The sequence below is a fragment of the Bacillus cereus group sp. MYBK79-1 genome (assembly GCF_051915365.1).
Taxonomy (GTDB): domain Bacteria; phylum Bacillota; class Bacilli; order Bacillales; family Bacillaceae_G; genus Bacillus_A.
Genome location: NZ_JBQAEO010000021.1, coordinates 1 through 16,799, shown reverse-complemented (window position 1 = coordinate 16,799; position 16,799 = coordinate 1). Strand labels below are relative to the sequence as shown.

The following is a 16,799-nucleotide window of genomic DNA, read 5'->3' as shown; positions in this document are numbered from 1 at the left end:
CTTTTATGATATAGAAAGTCATGTTAGAATGTAGTTGAAAACATGAAGGTTCGAAAGAATTACAACCTGAATTTTCGTTTTTTCTGAATAAATGAGAAAAAACTATTGGGAATCGATGTAATTCGTTCAGAAAAGGGGGATTTTGGTGGATCATTTAAAACGTCAAGATGAAAAGGTATTTGCTGCAATTGAGGCAGAACTAGGAAGACAGCGTTCAAAGATTGAGTTAATTGCTTCGGAAAACTTCGTAAGTGAAGCAGTAATGGAGGCGCAAGGTTCTGTTTTAACGAATAAGTATGCTGAGGGGTATCCTGGAAAACGTTACTATGGTGGCTGTGAGCACGTAGACGTAGTGGAAGATATCGCACGTGATCGCGCGAAAGAAATTTTTGGCGCAGAGCATGTAAATGTTCAACCGCATTCTGGTGCACAGGCGAACATGGCAGTATACTTCACGATTTTAGAGCAAGGCGATACAGTACTTGGTATGAATTTATCTCATGGTGGTCACTTAACACACGGAAGCCCTGTTAACTTCAGTGGAGTACAATATAATTTCGTAGAATATGGCGTGGATGCTGAATCACACCGTATTAATTACGATGATGTATTAGCAAAAGCGAAAGAACATAAACCAAAATTAATCGTTGCAGGTGCAAGTGCATATCCTCGTGTTATCGATTTCAAACGATTCCGTGAGATTGCAGATGAAGTGGGTGCATACTTTATGGTTGATATGGCACATATCGCTGGTTTAGTAGCTGCTGGTTTACATCCAAACCCAGTACCACATGCACATTTCGTTACAACGACAACACATAAAACATTACGTGGTCCACGTGGTGGTATGATTTTATGTGAAGAGCAATTTGCAAAACAAATTGATAAATCAATCTTCCCTGGTATTCAAGGTGGTCCACTTATGCACGTAATCGCTGCAAAAGCTGTTGCATTTGGTGAGACGCTACAAGATGATTTTAAAACATATGCACAAAATATCATTAATAATGCAAACCGTTTAGCTAAAGGTCTTCAAAAAGAAGGGCTGACACTTGTTTCTGGCGGAACAGACAATCACTTAATCCTGATTGATGTTCGTAACTTAGAAATCACAGGTAAAGTAGCGGAGCACGTATTAGATGAAGTTGGTATTACAGTGAACAAAAATACAATTCCATTTGAAACAGCAAGCCCATTTGTAACAAGCGGTGTACGTATCGGTACGGCAGCTGTAACATCTCGTGGTTTCGGTTTAGAAGAAATGGATGAAATTGCGTCACTTATTGCTTACACATTAAAAAATCATGAAAATGAAGCTGCATTAGAAGAAGCACGTAAGCGTGTAGAAGCGTTAACGAGCAAATTCCCAATGTACACAGACCTATAATAGATGAAAGAAGACTGCTGAGACGTAATTGTTTTGGCAGTTTTTTTTGGACATATATTGTTCTTTAAGTATGTATACAAATGATGAATAAATTTTGGCGATATAATGAAGGATACAGCTCCCATAATTGGTAAAGATACTAGATAGATTCATCGTAAAATCATGATTTTGCCAAATTTGCCCTTGAATATTAGTAGCGTTTTCTTTACAATCGTAAATAGTGTAAAAAAGCGTGCAAACGCATGAATATCATCTAAAGGAGAGATTCACATGGGAAAACTGTATGTATTTGATCACCCGTTAATTCAACATAAGATTACATATATTCGCGATAAGAATACAGGTACGAAAGATTTTCGTGAATTAGTGGACGAAGTAGCAAGCCTAATGGCTTTTGAAATTACTCGCGATCTTCCACTTAAAGACATTGAAATTGAAACGCCTGTAAGCAAAGCGACAACAAAAGTGATCGCTGGTAAAAAACTTGGTTTAATTCCGATTTTACGTGCAGGTTTAGGAATGGTTGATGGAATTCTGAAATTAATTCCAGCAGCAAAAGTAGGACACGTTGGTTTATACCGCGATCCTAAAACATTGCAACCGGTAGAATACTATGTGAAACTTCCAACGGATGTAGAAGAGCGTGACTTTATCGTACTAGATCCGATGCTAGCAACAGGTGGTTCTGCAGCTGAAGCAATTAACTCTCTGAAAAAGCGCGGTGCAAAACAAATTAAATTAATGTGTATCGTTGCAGCTCCAGAAGGAGTAAAAGTAGTACAAGAAGAACATCCTGATGTTGATATTTATGTAGCAGCATTAGATGAGAAATTAAATGACCACGGATATGTAGTGCCAGGTCTTGGTGATGCTGGTGATCGTCTATTCGGAACGAAGTAAGACAACTGACGAGAGGGGGTTCCCCTCTCGTTTTTTTGTATCTTGATGAGGTAGGGGAGGGGGATAAATATACATAGTATATACAACATAAGTTGCATACACATCACATATAATATAGAAGTCTTACGTCTAAAGAGCACTATATTATGGAAGGAAAGCGTTATATCTTAAAAATATAATAGTGACAAACTTGTGAACATTTCCTTCTACTATAAAGAGAAAACTGTTAGAAATTGCATATCTCTAACCAGTATTTAGAAGGGGAACGTTTTCATTTTTGGGAGGAAATGACTAATACTCAAATTTTTTGATTTTTTACGATTTCTCGTTGACACTGTTAATACCCTATTGTATGCTAACAACGGGGATAGATGGTAGGGCTTTCAGTGACAAAAATACATCTATTCAGTGACGAAAATGTAAACTTTTTATTTTGTATAGGATTTATGCAAAAAAATGAGTTATTATTAACACATCGTGAATGAGGGTTACATATTGGAGGGATGAATCCTTGCAAAAAAACGATCGCAGCCATATAAAAGCTTATGCTTTAATGTCAGGTATTCTTGCTCAGTTAGTCGGTTCTATTCTTATTGGGATCTTTGGTGGGCAGTGGATTGATAATAAGGTTGGAACGTTTCCATTGTTTCTTATTATAGGGTTATTACTCGGATTAGGAACTGGGATATATGCAATGATTCGACTCATTCGACATTACTATTCGGGAGAGCAATGATGATAGACGTACATGGACTTGTCCAAAGACAAAAGAAATATATGTACTACTTGCTTGCGCTTCTAGTGCTAGGATGGGGATTCACCTCTTACAAGGATGTATTTCTTGGACTGATTATCGGAACGATTTTCAGTTTTCTTAGTTTGCGCATCATTGCACGTAGAACAGACAAGCTGTTGGATCGCGTAACAAATGGAGAAAACGTGAAGTTTAAGGCGACAGCGGTAAGTACATATTCAAGATTCGCCACGATTGGGTTATTAATTTTATTTGCAGCCAAATATCAAGAGTTAATTGCGATGTGGGGCTTAGGTGTAGGATTGCTGACAGGATACCTTGTCATGATCATAGATTTTCTTTATTTAGAGTATAAGAGCAGGGAAGAGAGGTGAATTACTAGTGGAACACGGTAGATTAGTTGAATTTCTAGGTTTAACGTTCGATTTGTCATCAGTTATGATGGTTACTGTAGCAGCAGTTATTGTTTTCTTAATCGCTGTTATCGGAACTCGCAGCTTAGCTCTTCGCCCAACAGGAATGCAAAATTTCATGGAATGGGTGTTTGACTTCGTGAAAGGGATTATCAATAGTACGATGGACTGGAAAACAGGTGGACGTTTCTTAACGCTTGGCGTTACGCTTATCATGTTTATCATCGTATCGAACTTCCTTGGTTTACCATTCATGTATTCAACAGTTGAGGCTGGCGAACATATTGCATGGTGGAGATCACCAACGTCTGATCCAGCAGTTACATTAACATTAGCCGTGATGGTAGTTACCCTCACCCATTATTATGGAATTAAGATGAAGGGTACGAAAGAATACGTTAAAGGTTATTTCCAACCGATGAAATTCTTATTCCCATTAAAGGTTATTGAGGAGTTTGCTAACACATTAACGTTAGGGCTTCGTTTATTTGGTAACATTTATGCAGGTGAGATCTTATTAGGATTACTTGCTAAGTTAGGCGGGGCATCATTCCTTGGAGCATTAGGTGCGCTTGTACCAATGTTAGCATGGATGGGATTCAGCGTATTCGTTGGATCAATCCAGTCATTTATTTTCGTTATGTTAACGATGGTTTATATGGCTCATAAAGTAAGCCATGACCATTAATATAATTTAAGTAAGAAAAAATTTATTTTTTTATAATACAAAGGAGGACAAATTAAATGAGTTTAGGTGTAATCGCAGCTGCAATTGCAATTGGTTTATCAGCATTAGGTGCAGGTATTGGTAACGGTCTTATCGTATCACGTACAATCGAAGGTGTTGCTCGTCAACCAGAATTAAAAGGCGCACTTCAAACAATTATGTTCATCGGGGTTGCTTTAGTTGAGGCACTTCCAATCATCGGTGTAGTTATTGCATTCATCGTAATGAACAAATAAGGGAGACTCCCCTTACATAGATGGCGAAGAGTGTTTTTCCGAACTTTCTTCGCCATTGCTTTATGGATGAAACGTATGTCTTTTTTTTTCATATGATCAATTTAGATATTTTGAAGGGAGTGAATCCTTGTGCCAACTTTATTATTAGGGGCTGCCATTCCATTTGGAACGATTGCTTATACATTGTTCATTTTCTTACTTCTATTAGTAATGCTACGCAAATTTGCGTGGGGTCCTTTAATGGGAATTATGAAAGAACGTGAAGAGCATGTTACTAATGAAATCGACGCTGCAGAAAGAAGTAACGCTGAAGCGAAGAAATTAGTAGAAGAACAACGTGAAATGTTAAAACAATCGCGTGTTGAAGCACAAGAGTTAATCGAAAGAGCGAAAAAACAAGCTGTAGATCAAAAAGATGTTATTGTTGCTGCTGCGAAAGAAGAAGCAGAATCAATTAAAGCATCTGCTGTACAAGAAATTCAACGCGAAAAAGAGCAAGCGATTGCTGCTTTACAAGAACAAGTGGCTTCTTTATCTGTTCAAATTGCTTCTAAAGTAATTGAAAAAGAGTTAAAAGAAGAAGATCAAGTTAAGTTAATTCGCGATTATATTAAAGAAGTAGGAGAAGCGCGATGAGCAATGGGATTGTAGCAAAACGTTATGCTGTCGCTCTTTTTAAAATTGCAAAAGAAAAACACGTATTAGAAATGTTTGAAGAGGAATTACGCCTTGTACAAAACGTTTATGTAAAGAACGGAGAACTACATAGCTTTTTAACGCAACCGAACATTTCAAAAGAGCAGAAGAAAACGTTTCTTGCAAACGTATTCGGGTCTGTTTCTGAATCTATTTTAAATACGTTATATATTTTAATTGATAACAAACGCATTGATATCTTACCTGAAATTGCAGATGAATATGTTGTTCTTGCTAATGAAGAACGTAACGTAGCCGACGCAACTGTATATTCTACTCGTCTTCTATCAGAAGAAGAGAAACTTAACATTGCAGAAGCATTTGCAAAGAGAACGGGAAAAGATGCAATTCGCGTAAAAAATGTTGTAGATGAAGATTTACTAGGCGGCATTAAAGTACGTATTGGAAATCGCATTTACGACGGAAGCTTACAAGGAAAATTAGCACGTATTCAGCGTGAATTAATGAAGAATAGATAGGGGTGAAGCACATGAGCATCAGAGCTGAAGAAATTAGCGCACTGATAAAGCAACAAATCGAGAACTATCAGTCTGAAATCGAAGTTAGTGATGTTGGTACAGTTATCCAAGTTGGTGACGGTATTGCGCGTGCTCATGGTCTTGATAACGTTATGGCTGGTGAACTTGTAGAGTTCTCTAACGGCGTTATGGGACTAGCACAAAACTTAGAGGAAAACAACGTAGGTATCATTATTTTAGGACCTTACACAGAAATTCGTGAAGGTGACGAAGTTCGTCGTACTGGTCGCATCATGCAAGTACCAGTAGGAAAAGAACTAATCGGTCGTGTTGTAAACCCATTAGGTCAACCAGTTGATGGTTTAGGCCCAATCAATACAACAAACACTCGTCCAATCGAAAGTCCAGCACCAGGTGTAATGGATCGTAAATCTGTTCATGAACCACTTCAAACAGGTATTAAAGCGATCGATGCTCTTGTACCAATTGGCCGTGGTCAACGTGAGTTAATCATTGGTGACCGTCAAACAGGTAAAACAGCAGTTGCACTTGATACAATCATTAACCAAAAAGATGAAGATATGATTTGTATCTATGTAGCTATCGGACAAAAAGAATCAACTGTACGTAACGTAGTAGAAACACTACGTAAGCACGGTGCATTAGATTACACAATCGTTGTAACTGCATCAGCTTCTCAACCAGCTCCATTATTATACTTAGCTGCTTATGCTGGTGTAACAATGGGTGAAGAGTTCATGTACAATGGTAAACACGTATTAGTAGTATATGATGACTTATCAAAACAAGCAGCGGCTTACCGTGAGCTTTCATTACTATTACGTCGTCCTCCAGGTCGTGAAGCATATCCAGGGGATGTATTCTACTTACATTCTCGCTTATTAGAGCGTGCAGCAAAATTAAGTGATGCAAGAGGCGGCGGTTCTTTAACTGCACTACCTTTCATCGAAACACAAGCAGGGGACGTATCAGCTTACATCCCAACAAACGTAATTTCTATTACGGATGGACAAATCTTCTTACAATCTGACCTATTCTTCTCTGGCGTACGTCCAGCGATTGATGCGGGTACTTCTGTATCTCGTGTTGGTGGATCTGCTCAGATTAAAGCAATGAGTAAAGTATCAGGTACACTTCGTCTTGACCTTGCATCTTACCGTGAGTTAGAAGCGTTCGCTCAGTTCGGTTCTGACCTTGATAAAGCAACGCAAGCGAAACTAAACCGTGGTGCTCGTACTGTTGAGGTATTAAAACAAGGATTACACAAACCATTACGTGTAGAGAAACAAGTTATCATTCTTTACGCTTTAACACGTGGATTCCTAGATGATATCCCAGTAGTAGATATCACTCGTTTCGAAGAAGAATTACATGCTTGGTTAGATTCTAATGCGACTGACTTATTAGAAGAAATCCGCACAACTAAGAAACTTGCGGATGACGACAAATTTGCAGCAGCTATTAATGGATTTAAAAAAGTATTCGTAGCTTCTGAATAATAATTAAAAGTGAAGTCGACTGTTCAGCCCCATCGGCTAAGGTTCTTTCCCACAAAAGGTGCTTTCTACCTTTTGGTGGGGAAGGTTCTTAGACGAAAGGGGGCTAGGAGACGGAACTAGATAAATAAAAGCGAAAGCGGCTCGTCCTGAATGTGAGGGGGATGGAGCTTCTGACGAAGAGGCGGTCTTTGCCTCGTAGGAAGAAGTGAAGCCACCGAACATTCAAGCCGCTGGAGCTAGATAATAATATATAAAAGGCATCTCAAGTTTTGAGATTGCTGACGGTTATGTAAAGGAAAAGAGTAGGTGCACCTATTCTTTTCCTTCAATCATGAGCAAGAATATCTTGCAACGTAGATTAGGAAGAGAATTCTTACTAATCGTGCCAACTTCCGGAAAAAAGGTGGTGAAAACCTGTGGCATCTTTACGCGATATAAAAGCGAAGATTAACTCGACAAAGAAAACGAGTCAAATTACGAAAGCGATGGAGATGGTATCTGCATCTAAGTTAAACCGTGCAGAGCAAAATGCTAAATCTTTCGTTCCGTATATGGAAAAGATTCAAGAAGTAGTAGCGAGCATTGCGCAAGGAAGTAAAGGAATTAATCATCCGATGCTAAATGCGCGTCCTGTAAAGCGTACAGGGTACATCGTTATTACATCTGATCGCGGACTAGCAGGTGGTTATAACAGTAACGTATTACGTACAGTGAGTAACGTAATTCGTGAACGTCATAATATGGACTCAAACCAATATTCAATTATTGTGCTTGGCCGACTAGGACGTGATTATTTAAAACGTCGCGGCTTTAACATCATTGATGAAGTAGTTGGATTATCTGACCACCCATCATTTACTGATATTAAAGACCTTGCTTCTCGAGCAATTGCGATGTTCGCAGATGGTGCTTATGATGAGCTGTATATTTACTACAACCATTACGTAAGTAAAATTTCACAAGAAGTAACGGAAAATAAAATTTTACCGCTTACTGATGTGGCGTCTGATAAACCTACGACAGCTTATGAATTCGAACCTTCTGAAGAAGAAATTTTAAAAGTACTATTGCCACAATACGCAGAAAGCTTAGTGTACGGTGCATTACTAGACGGTAAAGCAAGTGAACACGCAGCGCGTATGACAGCAATGAAGAGTGCTACAGACAACGCAATGGAAGTTATCGATTCACTTACACTTTCATTCAACCGTGCGCGTCAGGCAGCGATTACGCAAGAAATTACGGAAATCGTTGGTGGAGCAGCAGCGTTAGAGTAGTATTAAAAAGTGGAAGCGGCTCGTCCAGAACAAGAGGGCATTGGAGCTCCTGACGAAGAGGTGTAGTTTGCCTCACAGGAAGGAGCGAAATGACCGACTGTTCTAGCCGCTGGAACTAGATTCAATAAAAAGCGTAAGCGGCTCTTTCAAAAGAGTCGCGTAAGCTATAAACTAATAAAAAATGAAAAGCTAACTGCTCGTAGCAAGTTAGCTAATTAAAAGAAAGCTAGGAGGGAACCCGATGAATAAAGGGCGCGTTACGCAAATCATGGGTCCGGTTGTAGACGTTAAGTTTGATGGCGGAAAGCTACCAGAAATCTACAACGCCCTTACGGTAAAACAAAGCAACGAAAACGGAACAAGCATTAACTTAACATTTGAAGTTGCACTTCATTTAGGTGATGATACAGTTCGTACAGTTGCAATGTCTTCCACAGACGGACTTGTTCGTGGTACAGAAGTAGAAGATACTGGTAAAGCAATCTCTGTACCAGTTGGTGATGCAACACTTGGTCGCGTATTTAACGTATTAGGTGATGCAATTGACTTAGATGGTGAGGTTCCTGCCGATGTACGTCGTGATCCAATTCACCGTCAAGCACCTGCATTCGAAGAATTATCTACTAAAGTAGAAATTCTTGAAACTGGTATTAAAGTAGTAGACTTACTTGCTCCTTACATTAAGGGTGGTAAGATCGGTCTATTCGGTGGTGCCGGTGTAGGTAAAACAGTATTAATTCAGGAATTAATTAATAACATCGCACAAGAACACGGTGGTATCTCTGTATTCGCTGGTGTAGGTGAGCGTACTCGTGAGGGTAACGATTTATACCACGAAATGAGCGATTCTGGCGTAATTAAGAAAACTGCGATGGTATTCGGACAAATGAATGAGCCACCTGGAGCACGTCAACGTGTTGCATTAACAGGTTTAACAATGGCTGAACATTTCCGTGATGAGCAAGGACAAGACGTACTTCTGTTCATCGATAATATCTTCCGTTTCACGCAAGCAGGTTCTGAAGTATCTGCCCTTCTTGGTCGTATGCCATCTGCGGTAGGTTACCAACCGACACTTGCAACAGAAATGGGTCAATTACAAGAGCGTATTACATCTACAAATAAAGGATCTATCACGTCTATCCAAGCGGTATATGTACCAGCCGATGACTATACGGATCCAGCACCAGCTACAACGTTCGCTCACTTAGATGCAACAACAAACTTAGAGCGTCGTTTAACACAAATGGGTATTTACCCAGCCGTAGATCCATTAGCATCTACATCTCGTGCACTTTCTCCAGAAATCGTAGGAGAAGAGCATTATGAAGTAGCTCGTCAAGTACAGCAAACTTTACAGCGTTATAAAGAGCTTCAAGATATCATCGCTATCTTAGGTATGGATGAGTTATCTGAAGAAGATAAGTTAGTTGTACATCGTGCTCGTCGTATTCAATTCTTCTTATCTCAAAACTTCCACGTAGCTGAGCAGTTTACAGGTCAAAAAGGTTCTTATGTACCTGTAAAGAATACAGTTAGCGGATTTAAAGAAATTCTAGAAGGAAAATATGATGACCTTCCAGAAGATGCATTCCGTCTTGTAGGTGGCATTGAAGAAGTTATTGAAAACGCGAAGAAAATGATGGCGTAAGGCCTTAGGAGGGACGAATTATGAAGACATTTCCAGTCAGTATTGTAACTCCTGATGGACCGGTTTACGAAAAAGAAGTAGAAATGGTAAGCGTAAAAGCAGAGAGTGGGGAAATGGGGATCTTACCGGGTCACATTCCAACTGTTGCACCATTAAAAATTAGTGCAGTTCGTCTGAAACATGGTGGACACACTGATTATGTAGCAGTAAGCGGTGGCTTTATCGAAGTTCGTCCAGATAAAGTAACTGTATTATCATCATCTGCTGAAGAAGCAAACCATATCGATATCCATCGTGCAAATGAATCGAAGCGTCGCGCTGAGCAACGTATGCAAGATAAACAAGCACATGTTGACTTTAGACGTGCAGAAATGGCATTACAACGTGCTGTGAACCGTTTAAACGTTTCCGATATGAAATAAAAAAATCCGTAAAGGCTTTGCCTTTACGGATTTTTTTGTGTAATTCATGGATAATTTTACAAAAATGGTATAATTATATTGATGCTTGTATAAGTAGAGAATGTACAACAATTTATCCCGCGTTAACGGACAGTAAAACTCCCACCTCAAAATTCAGTTGGAGCAAAGAAGTTAGGTGGGAGATCAACTGTCCGTAAACGTCCGATTGGTTCAACTAATAATCAGTGGGGATGAACAAAACCCCTACTGATTAAAGTTTCACTTTATAAAGGAGATGAATAAATGATCGGTGAAATGAAACGAGAAGCGCTGCACTCTTTAAAAGGAAATTGGGGACTAGGTGTTGGATCAACGCTTTTATATTTTATTTTAAGTTATGTTGTTTCAATGGCTGCAATGCTTATACTGTTAATTCCAGGAATTATTATATTTTTCTTAGTTATTAGCTTAACCGGATCAATTGAAGAGGAAACGATATCAATTGGAGCAGGTGTTACATTTGGGATTTTTTATTGCATTATGATAATTGTAAGTAACGCATCGTATGGAATTACATCATACGGTTATACAAATGTATTTTTAAAGATGAGTAAACGAGAAGATGCTAAAGTAGATCATCTATTCGAAGGATTTCGTGGCTTTAGAAGAATGATGAAAACGATGTGGGCAATGCTTGCGATTTTGTTATATACAGGTACATGGATTCCGATGTTGCTAGTAGCCTTATTTGCATTTTTTGGTGAAGAAGGAAATACGTCGTTTGCTATTGCTTTCTTTGTACTATTAGCTATTTCAATCGTTGGTATGCTTGTGATGTACTTTTCTTATGCGATGACGTACTATGTTATGGTTGAAAATCCAGAGTATAGTGTGTCACAGGCAATGAAAGAAAGTAAGCGTCTTATGCAGGGGCACAAATTAGATTTGTTTCTGTTGTGGCTAAGTTTTATAGGTTGGGCAATTTTAGCGATTCTTACACTTGGAATAGGTTTTCTTTGGCTTAGCCCGTATATGAGTACAACGACAGCACATTTTTATCGCTTTCTTTCAAAAGACGAATTGTAGTAGGAACATGCTATACTAATAGAGTTATTACGTATAGGAGGAAGAACATGATTGGTGATTTAAAAGGAGAAGCGCTAGATTCATTAGAAGGGAAATGGGGATTAGCTGTCGGGGCAACGTTACTTATTTCAGTTCTTATTACAGCTTTTAGTTTTAGTATTGATTTCATTTTCTCTCAGGTTTGGGATTGGAAAGAAGTAAACAGTTCACTTTCATTAGACATTATTTCAATATTGATGGTAGGTCCATTAACACTAGGTGGTTATTATTTAGCGCTGCATATCATTCGTGAAAAAGAAGCGGGTATCGGGCATATATTCAGATGGTTTACAGAAGGAAGTAAGTTTATAAAGTCATTTTTATTATATATAGTAGTGAACATTTATATTTTCTTATGGTTTTTACTATTTATTATTCCAGGTATTATTAAATCATTTTCTTATGCGATGACGTTCTTTATAATAAATGATCATCCGGAGTATTCTATAAATCAAGCTATTACAGAAAGCCGTCGTATGATGGATGGACATAAGATGGAGTATTTCATTTTATGTTTAAGCTTTATTGGTTGGTTTATATTAAGTTGTATTACACTCGGGATTGGATTCCTATGGCTAATTCCATATTTTTATACGACGTCAGCAGCGTTTTATGAAGAGATTGCAGAGGAATATTACGAGGGGAAAATCCCGACACTTTAAAGTGAAGCTGTAATCAGTGGGGCGCCTCACGTTGGTTGCTAGTTTTACTGTCCGCAAATAGCATGATAAAAACACTCAGTATGAGCTATTGGTTCATACTGGGTGTTTTTTGTAGAAAGTTTATTAATTGATGACTCGTAAGTGGTTTACTGAAATAGTAGCCTTGCATATATTTACAGTTGTTCTTTTGTAGAAACTTAAGTTGTTTTTCTGTTTCAATTCCTTCCGCAACGACAGAGAGGTTTAAAGTATTTGCAAGGGAAAGGATAGTGGAAACGATGGCTCTTTCCTCAGGTCGATGATCGGCTAATTGTGTAAATTCTCTCGGTACTTTTAATGTATCAATAGGGAAAATGGATAAATAAGCGAGAGAAGAATAGCCGGTACCGAAGTCATCAATGGACGTTTGAATACCATATTCCTTTAACTGCTTTAGTCTGGATAATGTTTCTTTTTCATCGATCATTGCAATTCGTTCTGTTAACTCCAGTGTTACATACTTTGGATCGACTTTAACGTCTGTTAGTATTTGTGAAATGTTCTCGATTAAATTCTCTTGCTGGAATTCTTTTGCTGATAAGTTCACACTTATTTTTAAATCTTTGTAGCCAAAAGTATGCCATATTTTTAACTGGCGACAAGATTCTTTTAATACCCAATGACCGAGTGGAACGACTTGTGGCGTCTCCTCTACAATTGGAATGAACTCACATGGCGAAATGTCACCTAGGAGCGGATGTTTCCAGCGTATTAATGCTTCAGCACCAATAATTTTTTTCGTTGTAATATCAATTTGTGGTTGATAGACGAGATAAAATTCTTCGTTTACTAAAGCGAGTGGTAAATCTTTTTCAATTCGAGCTTTTCGTTCCATTTTTTTATACAATTCTTTCGTGTACAGAGAACTACCATTTTTCCCCCTATTTTTTGCCTCGTACATGGCCATATCAGCATGCTGTAAAATTGATAATGGATCTTCACCTGCTTCAGGATATATTGCAATCCCGATGCTCGGTGAGATTTGTAAATGCTGATTTTCGATTTCAAATGGTTCGTTCATGAACGTGACAATCGTATCAGCTATTTTTTGTACATCTGGCCTTTTTGTATAATTTTCGATAAGGATTGTGAACTCATCCCCAGCTAACCGGGCAAGCTTCATATTTTGTGTCGCTATTTCTTCAAGTCTTTTTGCTACTGCAATTAATAGAAGGTCTCCTACCCTATGACCGAGGGTATCATTAATAACCTTAAAGCGGTCTAGGTCAAGAAACATAACAGCAAAAGGCCTTTTTGATATTTCGGATCGAGCAATTGCTTGCTCTACATATTGATGAAATGCACGGCGATTTGCAAGCTCTGTTAACGTATCCCGATAGGCTAGGAAATTAATTTGCTCTTGTTGTTGTTTGCTTTCCGTAATATCTTTAATCATTAAATAAACACCAGAAATATGATTTTTTAAAAAGATAGGAACAGCTGTAACATGTAAGTAGTAAATATCTCTGTTTTTATGATATGCCCGTATTTCTAAAGAAATAGATTTCCCTTTTTTTACGCGATGAAAGGCATTAACGATTTCTTCCAAATCTTCTTCATACATAAGTGAATAGTAAGGCTGATTTAATAATTCATTCGTTTGATAACCGAGTAAAGTAGTACCGGCGTTATTCACTTTGAGAAAATTACCGTACAAATCTAAGGTGAATATTGGATCTGGATGATGCTCGTATAAAGATTTAAACATTTGTTGGTTATGATATAGTTCATTTTTTTGTTCTACTAAATCTTCTGTACGTAGTGCAATTTGTTTTTCGAGTTCTAAGTTGAATTGCATTTGGGCTAGTAATAATATTTTATTTTGTCTTCGAACTAAAGTGTGGCGTATGAGAACGAAAGAGAAAGTTATCATAAGTCCGATTACTACAATAGGTGAAAAAACGTATTCAACCAATATAAAAACAATAAGCATGACTACGGAAATGTAAGGTAATGATAATCTGATTGATTCCCCAAGTTTAGGTGTTAATAGTACTTGCTCTTGTTTTTCAGGTTCTTTTGTATGAAGAATACAGGCGATAGCTATTAGTACTAAAGTTACTTGATAGAGAGGAGTAACTGTAAACATAGAATATTCTGGTGTGAAGTATTTAATATAAGCATAAATCGCATCTGTAGTAGCATATAAAATTAAAGCACTGCCAAGAAGCGCACCAACTTTTTTTGATAACAAGGACAATGGCTTGAATAAAAGGTTGATTCCAATGAGAAAAAAGAGCAAGTCAGCCATTGGATAGGTAAGTTGAACAAATATGTCGATATAGGCTGTTGTAGAAACGTGAATGGTTCGTTCAATAAGTAAGTAGTAACTTAAAGTGAATTGTGCTGTAACGATGATACAAATATCGCATATCATAAAAAGCTTTTCTAATAAATCTCTGTTATAAATGATTTCATATAGAAAGGCGAACGCAAAGCTCATTACAAAAAGTAGGTAAAAAAAGTCGGACGGATCAACGAATGTATAGTAGTCCTTTAAAATTAAACGTTGATAGGCAACGACGGTATCACCAATGAAATAAGAGAGGGTTCCAACAGATAATATGGTCCAAAATAAACGAGGTAACCCTTCTTTCATGTTTGAAAAATAAAGTATATAACTACAAGCGATAATATCGATTAATAGGGTACTCATTCCAATTAATATTTGAAAGGGAAATGAGTATTCATATAGAAAAGGCATTGCCACGTAATGAATGGCTATAGACAACGATATAATGCTTATAAGAATACTTACATGTGTTTGTTTTTTCATTTATCTCACCCACGGTATATACATATAAATTCCTCTTCTTATTTTTTATAGTTTTTATACTTATTTTGCACAGGTATAGAGAATTATAAAAATAGATTTTAATAATTCTCGTTTCTGTCCCCAACATATCGACATAGGAATTTGAAGTTTGTTATAATGATTAAAATAGTTGCATTATTTAGAAAAATTTAAAAATAATAATTACTGCAACTAGGACATATTGTTTACTAAGTGAACTTGTTCTTAATTCAGGGGGGAGGGTTTCACAATGGCAAGTGTATATGAAAATAGTTATATGATCGTTTTGATTTTCTTGCTATTAGGCATATTGCTGCCGGTAGTGGCTCTTACATTAGGAAGGATGCTGCGCCCAAACAAACCAAGTGCAGCGAAAGCGACGACGTATGAGAGTGGGATTGAGCCTTTTCATGATGCAAATATTCGGTTTCATGCTCGTTATTATATTTTTGCTTTATTGTTTGTCATCTTTGATGTAGAAACTTTATTTTTATATCCATGGGCTGTTGCATATGACAAGCTCGGTTTATTTGCACTCATTGAAATGCTCATCTTTGTTGTAATGTTGCTAGTTGGATTAGCGTATGCTTGGAAAAAGAAGGTGTTACAATGGTTATAAATTTTGAGGAATTACATCCAAATGAGCGAGCGGAATTAGAAAGAAATATCTTTTTTTCTACATTGGAACAGTTGAAAGGATGGGCAAGGAGCAATTCTTTATGGCCGATGACATTCGGACTAGCATGCTGTGCAATTGAAATGATGGGAGTAGGTTCATCACATTACGATTTAGATCGATTTGGGTCATTTTTTCGGACTTCACCAAGGCAATCGGACGTTATGATTGTGTCAGGAACGGTAACGAAGAAGATGGCTCCTATTGTTCGGCGCTTATATGATCAAATGCCTGAACCAAAATGGGTTATTGCAATGGGATCTTGTGCGACAGCAGGTGGTCCATATGTAAATTCATACGCTGTTGTGAAAGGTGTAGATCAAATTGTACCAGTTGATGTGTATATTCCTGGTTGCCCACCAAATCCTGCTGCTTTAATTTATGGAATTAATAAATTGAAAGAAAAAATTCGTTACGAGGCAAAGACAGGAAAGCAGGTGACGAATAAATGAGTGATCCAAATAAAGACTTAGAGGATTTGAAAAGAGAAGCGGCTAGGCGTGCGAAAGAAGAGGCGAGAAAGCGGCTCGTTGCGAAACATGGTGCAGAAATAAGTAAACTTGAGGAAGAAAATCAGGAAAAAGAGAAAGCGCTACCAAAAAATAATAGTAGGACTGTAGAAGAAGAAAAACGACGTGCAGCCGCCGCGGCAAAAGCAAAAGCGGCAGCGTTAGCGAAGCAAAAAAGAGAAGGAACAGGAGAAGTAACGGAAGAAGAGAAGGCCAAAGCGAAAGCGAAGGTAGCCGCCGCGGCAAAAGCAAAAGCGGCAGCGTTAGCGAAGCAAAAAAGAGAAGGAACAGGAGAAGTAACGGAAGAAGAGAAGGCCAAAGCGAAAGCGAAGGTAGCCGCCGCGGCAAAAGCAAAAGCGGCAGCGTTAGCGAAACAAAAAAGAGAAGGAACAGAGGAAATAACGGAAGAGGAAAAGGCCAAGGTGAAAGCGAAGGCAGCAGCGGCGGCAAAGGCAAAAGCAGCGGCGTTAGCGAAGCAAAAAAGAGAAGGAACAGAGGAAGTAACGGAAGAAGACAAGGCAAAAGCGAAGGCGAAGGCCGTGGCAGCCGCGAA

The 16,799-nt window shown here is 38.1% G+C and carries 18 protein-coding genes and 1 pseudogene; 18 read left to right on the top strand and 1 reads right to left on the bottom strand.

Annotated features, from left to right (window positions below):
* Positions 1-145: 145 nt before the first annotated feature.
* From glyA to ACTFOB_RS23365, 15 genes are all read left to right on the top strand, one after another.
* The gene (glyA, locus tag ACTFOB_RS23435) at positions 146-1,387 is read left to right on the top strand and encodes a serine hydroxymethyltransferase (RefSeq protein ID WP_440027573.1); all 1,242 of its coding nucleotides are present in this window, start codon (positions 146-148) and stop codon (positions 1,385-1,387) included.
* Between the two features lie 270 nt (positions 1,388-1,657).
* Positions 1,658-2,287, top strand: a complete 630-nt coding sequence (gene upp / locus ACTFOB_RS23430) for a uracil phosphoribosyltransferase (RefSeq protein WP_000517539.1) — start codon at positions 1,658-1,660, stop codon at positions 2,285-2,287.
* Between the two features lie 371 nt (positions 2,288-2,658).
* A complete protein-coding gene (locus ACTFOB_RS23425) occupies positions 2,659-2,772 on the top strand; it encodes a DUF4024 domain-containing protein (protein ID WP_071724806.1) in 114 nt (37 codons plus the stop codon).
* 26 nt (positions 2,773-2,798) lie between these two features.
* Positions 2,799-3,023 carry an AtpZ/AtpI family protein gene (locus tag ACTFOB_RS23420; protein ID WP_001171218.1) on the top strand — a complete coding sequence of 75 codons (225 nt, stop codon included), beginning with the start codon at positions 2,799-2,801 and terminating at the stop codon, positions 3,021-3,023.
* Positions 3,023-3,415: an ATP synthase subunit I gene (locus ACTFOB_RS23415; protein WP_000567600.1), complete on the top strand. Its 393-nt coding sequence runs from the start codon at positions 3,023-3,025 to the stop codon at positions 3,413-3,415. The genes ACTFOB_RS23420 and ACTFOB_RS23415 overlap by 1 nt, the downstream gene beginning before the upstream one ends.
* A gap of 7 nt (positions 3,416-3,422) precedes the next feature.
* Positions 3,423-4,142, top strand: a complete 720-nt coding sequence (gene atpB, locus ACTFOB_RS23410; protein WP_016085476.1) for a F0F1 ATP synthase subunit A — start codon at positions 3,423-3,425, stop codon at positions 4,140-4,142.
* Between the two features lie 56 nt (positions 4,143-4,198).
* Positions 4,199-4,417, top strand: a complete 219-nt coding sequence (gene atpE / locus ACTFOB_RS23405) for a F0F1 ATP synthase subunit C (RefSeq protein ID WP_000052064.1) — start codon at positions 4,199-4,201, stop codon at positions 4,415-4,417.
* A gap of 129 nt (positions 4,418-4,546) precedes the next feature.
* The gene (gene atpF, locus ACTFOB_RS23400; RefSeq protein ID WP_001142618.1) at positions 4,547-5,053 is read left to right on the top strand and encodes a F0F1 ATP synthase subunit B; all 507 of its coding nucleotides are present in this window, start codon (positions 4,547-4,549) and stop codon (positions 5,051-5,053) included.
* Positions 5,050-5,592 (top strand): F0F1 ATP synthase subunit delta, encoded by a 543-nt coding sequence (gene atpH, locus ACTFOB_RS23395; RefSeq protein WP_000064683.1) that lies wholly within the window; start codon positions 5,050-5,052, stop codon positions 5,590-5,592. The genes atpF and atpH overlap by 4 nt, the downstream gene beginning before the upstream one ends.
* Before the next feature lie 11 nt (positions 5,593-5,603).
* Positions 5,604-7,112 (top strand): F0F1 ATP synthase subunit alpha, encoded by a 1,509-nt coding sequence (gene atpA / locus ACTFOB_RS23390; RefSeq protein WP_073517191.1) that lies wholly within the window; start codon positions 5,604-5,606, stop codon positions 7,110-7,112.
* A gap of 416 nt (positions 7,113-7,528) precedes the next feature.
* Positions 7,529-8,389, top strand: a complete 861-nt coding sequence (gene atpG / locus ACTFOB_RS23385) for a F0F1 ATP synthase subunit gamma (RefSeq protein WP_000157696.1) — start codon at positions 7,529-7,531, stop codon at positions 8,387-8,389.
* A 241-nt stretch (positions 8,390-8,630) separates the two neighbouring features.
* Positions 8,631-10,040 carry a F0F1 ATP synthase subunit beta gene (gene atpD, locus ACTFOB_RS23380; RefSeq protein WP_001032603.1) on the top strand — a complete coding sequence of 470 codons (1,410 nt, stop codon included), beginning with the start codon at positions 8,631-8,633 and terminating at the stop codon, positions 10,038-10,040.
* Positions 10,041-10,060: 20 nt separating this feature from the next.
* Positions 10,061-10,462: a F0F1 ATP synthase subunit epsilon gene (atpC, locus tag ACTFOB_RS23375; RefSeq protein WP_000847207.1), complete on the top strand. Its 402-nt coding sequence runs from the start codon at positions 10,061-10,063 to the stop codon at positions 10,460-10,462.
* Positions 10,463-10,744: 282 nt separating this feature from the next.
* Complete coding sequence (locus ACTFOB_RS23370; protein WP_440027578.1) at positions 10,745-11,527, top strand: DUF975 family protein; 783 nt, start codon at positions 10,745-10,747, stop codon at positions 11,525-11,527.
* A 47-nt stretch (positions 11,528-11,574) separates the two neighbouring features.
* A complete protein-coding gene (locus ACTFOB_RS23365; protein WP_440027579.1) occupies positions 11,575-12,228 on the top strand; it encodes a DUF975 family protein in 654 nt (217 codons plus the stop codon).
* 85 nt (positions 12,229-12,313) lie between these two features.
* On the opposite strand, the gene ACTFOB_RS23360 is transcribed toward ACTFOB_RS23365, so the two are convergent.
* A complete protein-coding gene (locus ACTFOB_RS23360; protein ID WP_440027581.1) occupies positions 12,314-15,043 on the bottom strand; it encodes a putative bifunctional diguanylate cyclase/phosphodiesterase in 2,730 nt (909 codons plus the stop codon).
* Between the two features lie 268 nt (positions 15,044-15,311).
* Between ACTFOB_RS23360 and nuoA the strand changes: the two genes are divergently transcribed.
* From nuoA to ACTFOB_RS23345, 3 genes and pseudogenes are all read left to right on the top strand, one after another.
* Positions 15,312-15,680, top strand: a complete 369-nt coding sequence (gene nuoA, locus ACTFOB_RS23355; RefSeq protein ID WP_000179273.1) for an NADH-quinone oxidoreductase subunit NuoA — start codon at positions 15,312-15,314, stop codon at positions 15,678-15,680.
* On the top strand, positions 15,671-16,189 hold the full coding sequence (gene nuoB / locus ACTFOB_RS23350; protein ID WP_000236331.1) for an NADH-quinone oxidoreductase subunit NuoB: 519 nt from the start codon (positions 15,671-15,673) through the stop codon (positions 16,187-16,189). The genes nuoA and nuoB overlap by 10 nt, the downstream gene beginning before the upstream one ends.
* Positions 16,186-16,799 (top strand): annotated as a pseudogene (locus ACTFOB_RS23345) (NADH-quinone oxidoreductase subunit C); the annotation flags it as partial. The gene nuoB and the pseudogene ACTFOB_RS23345, both read left to right, overlap by 4 nt.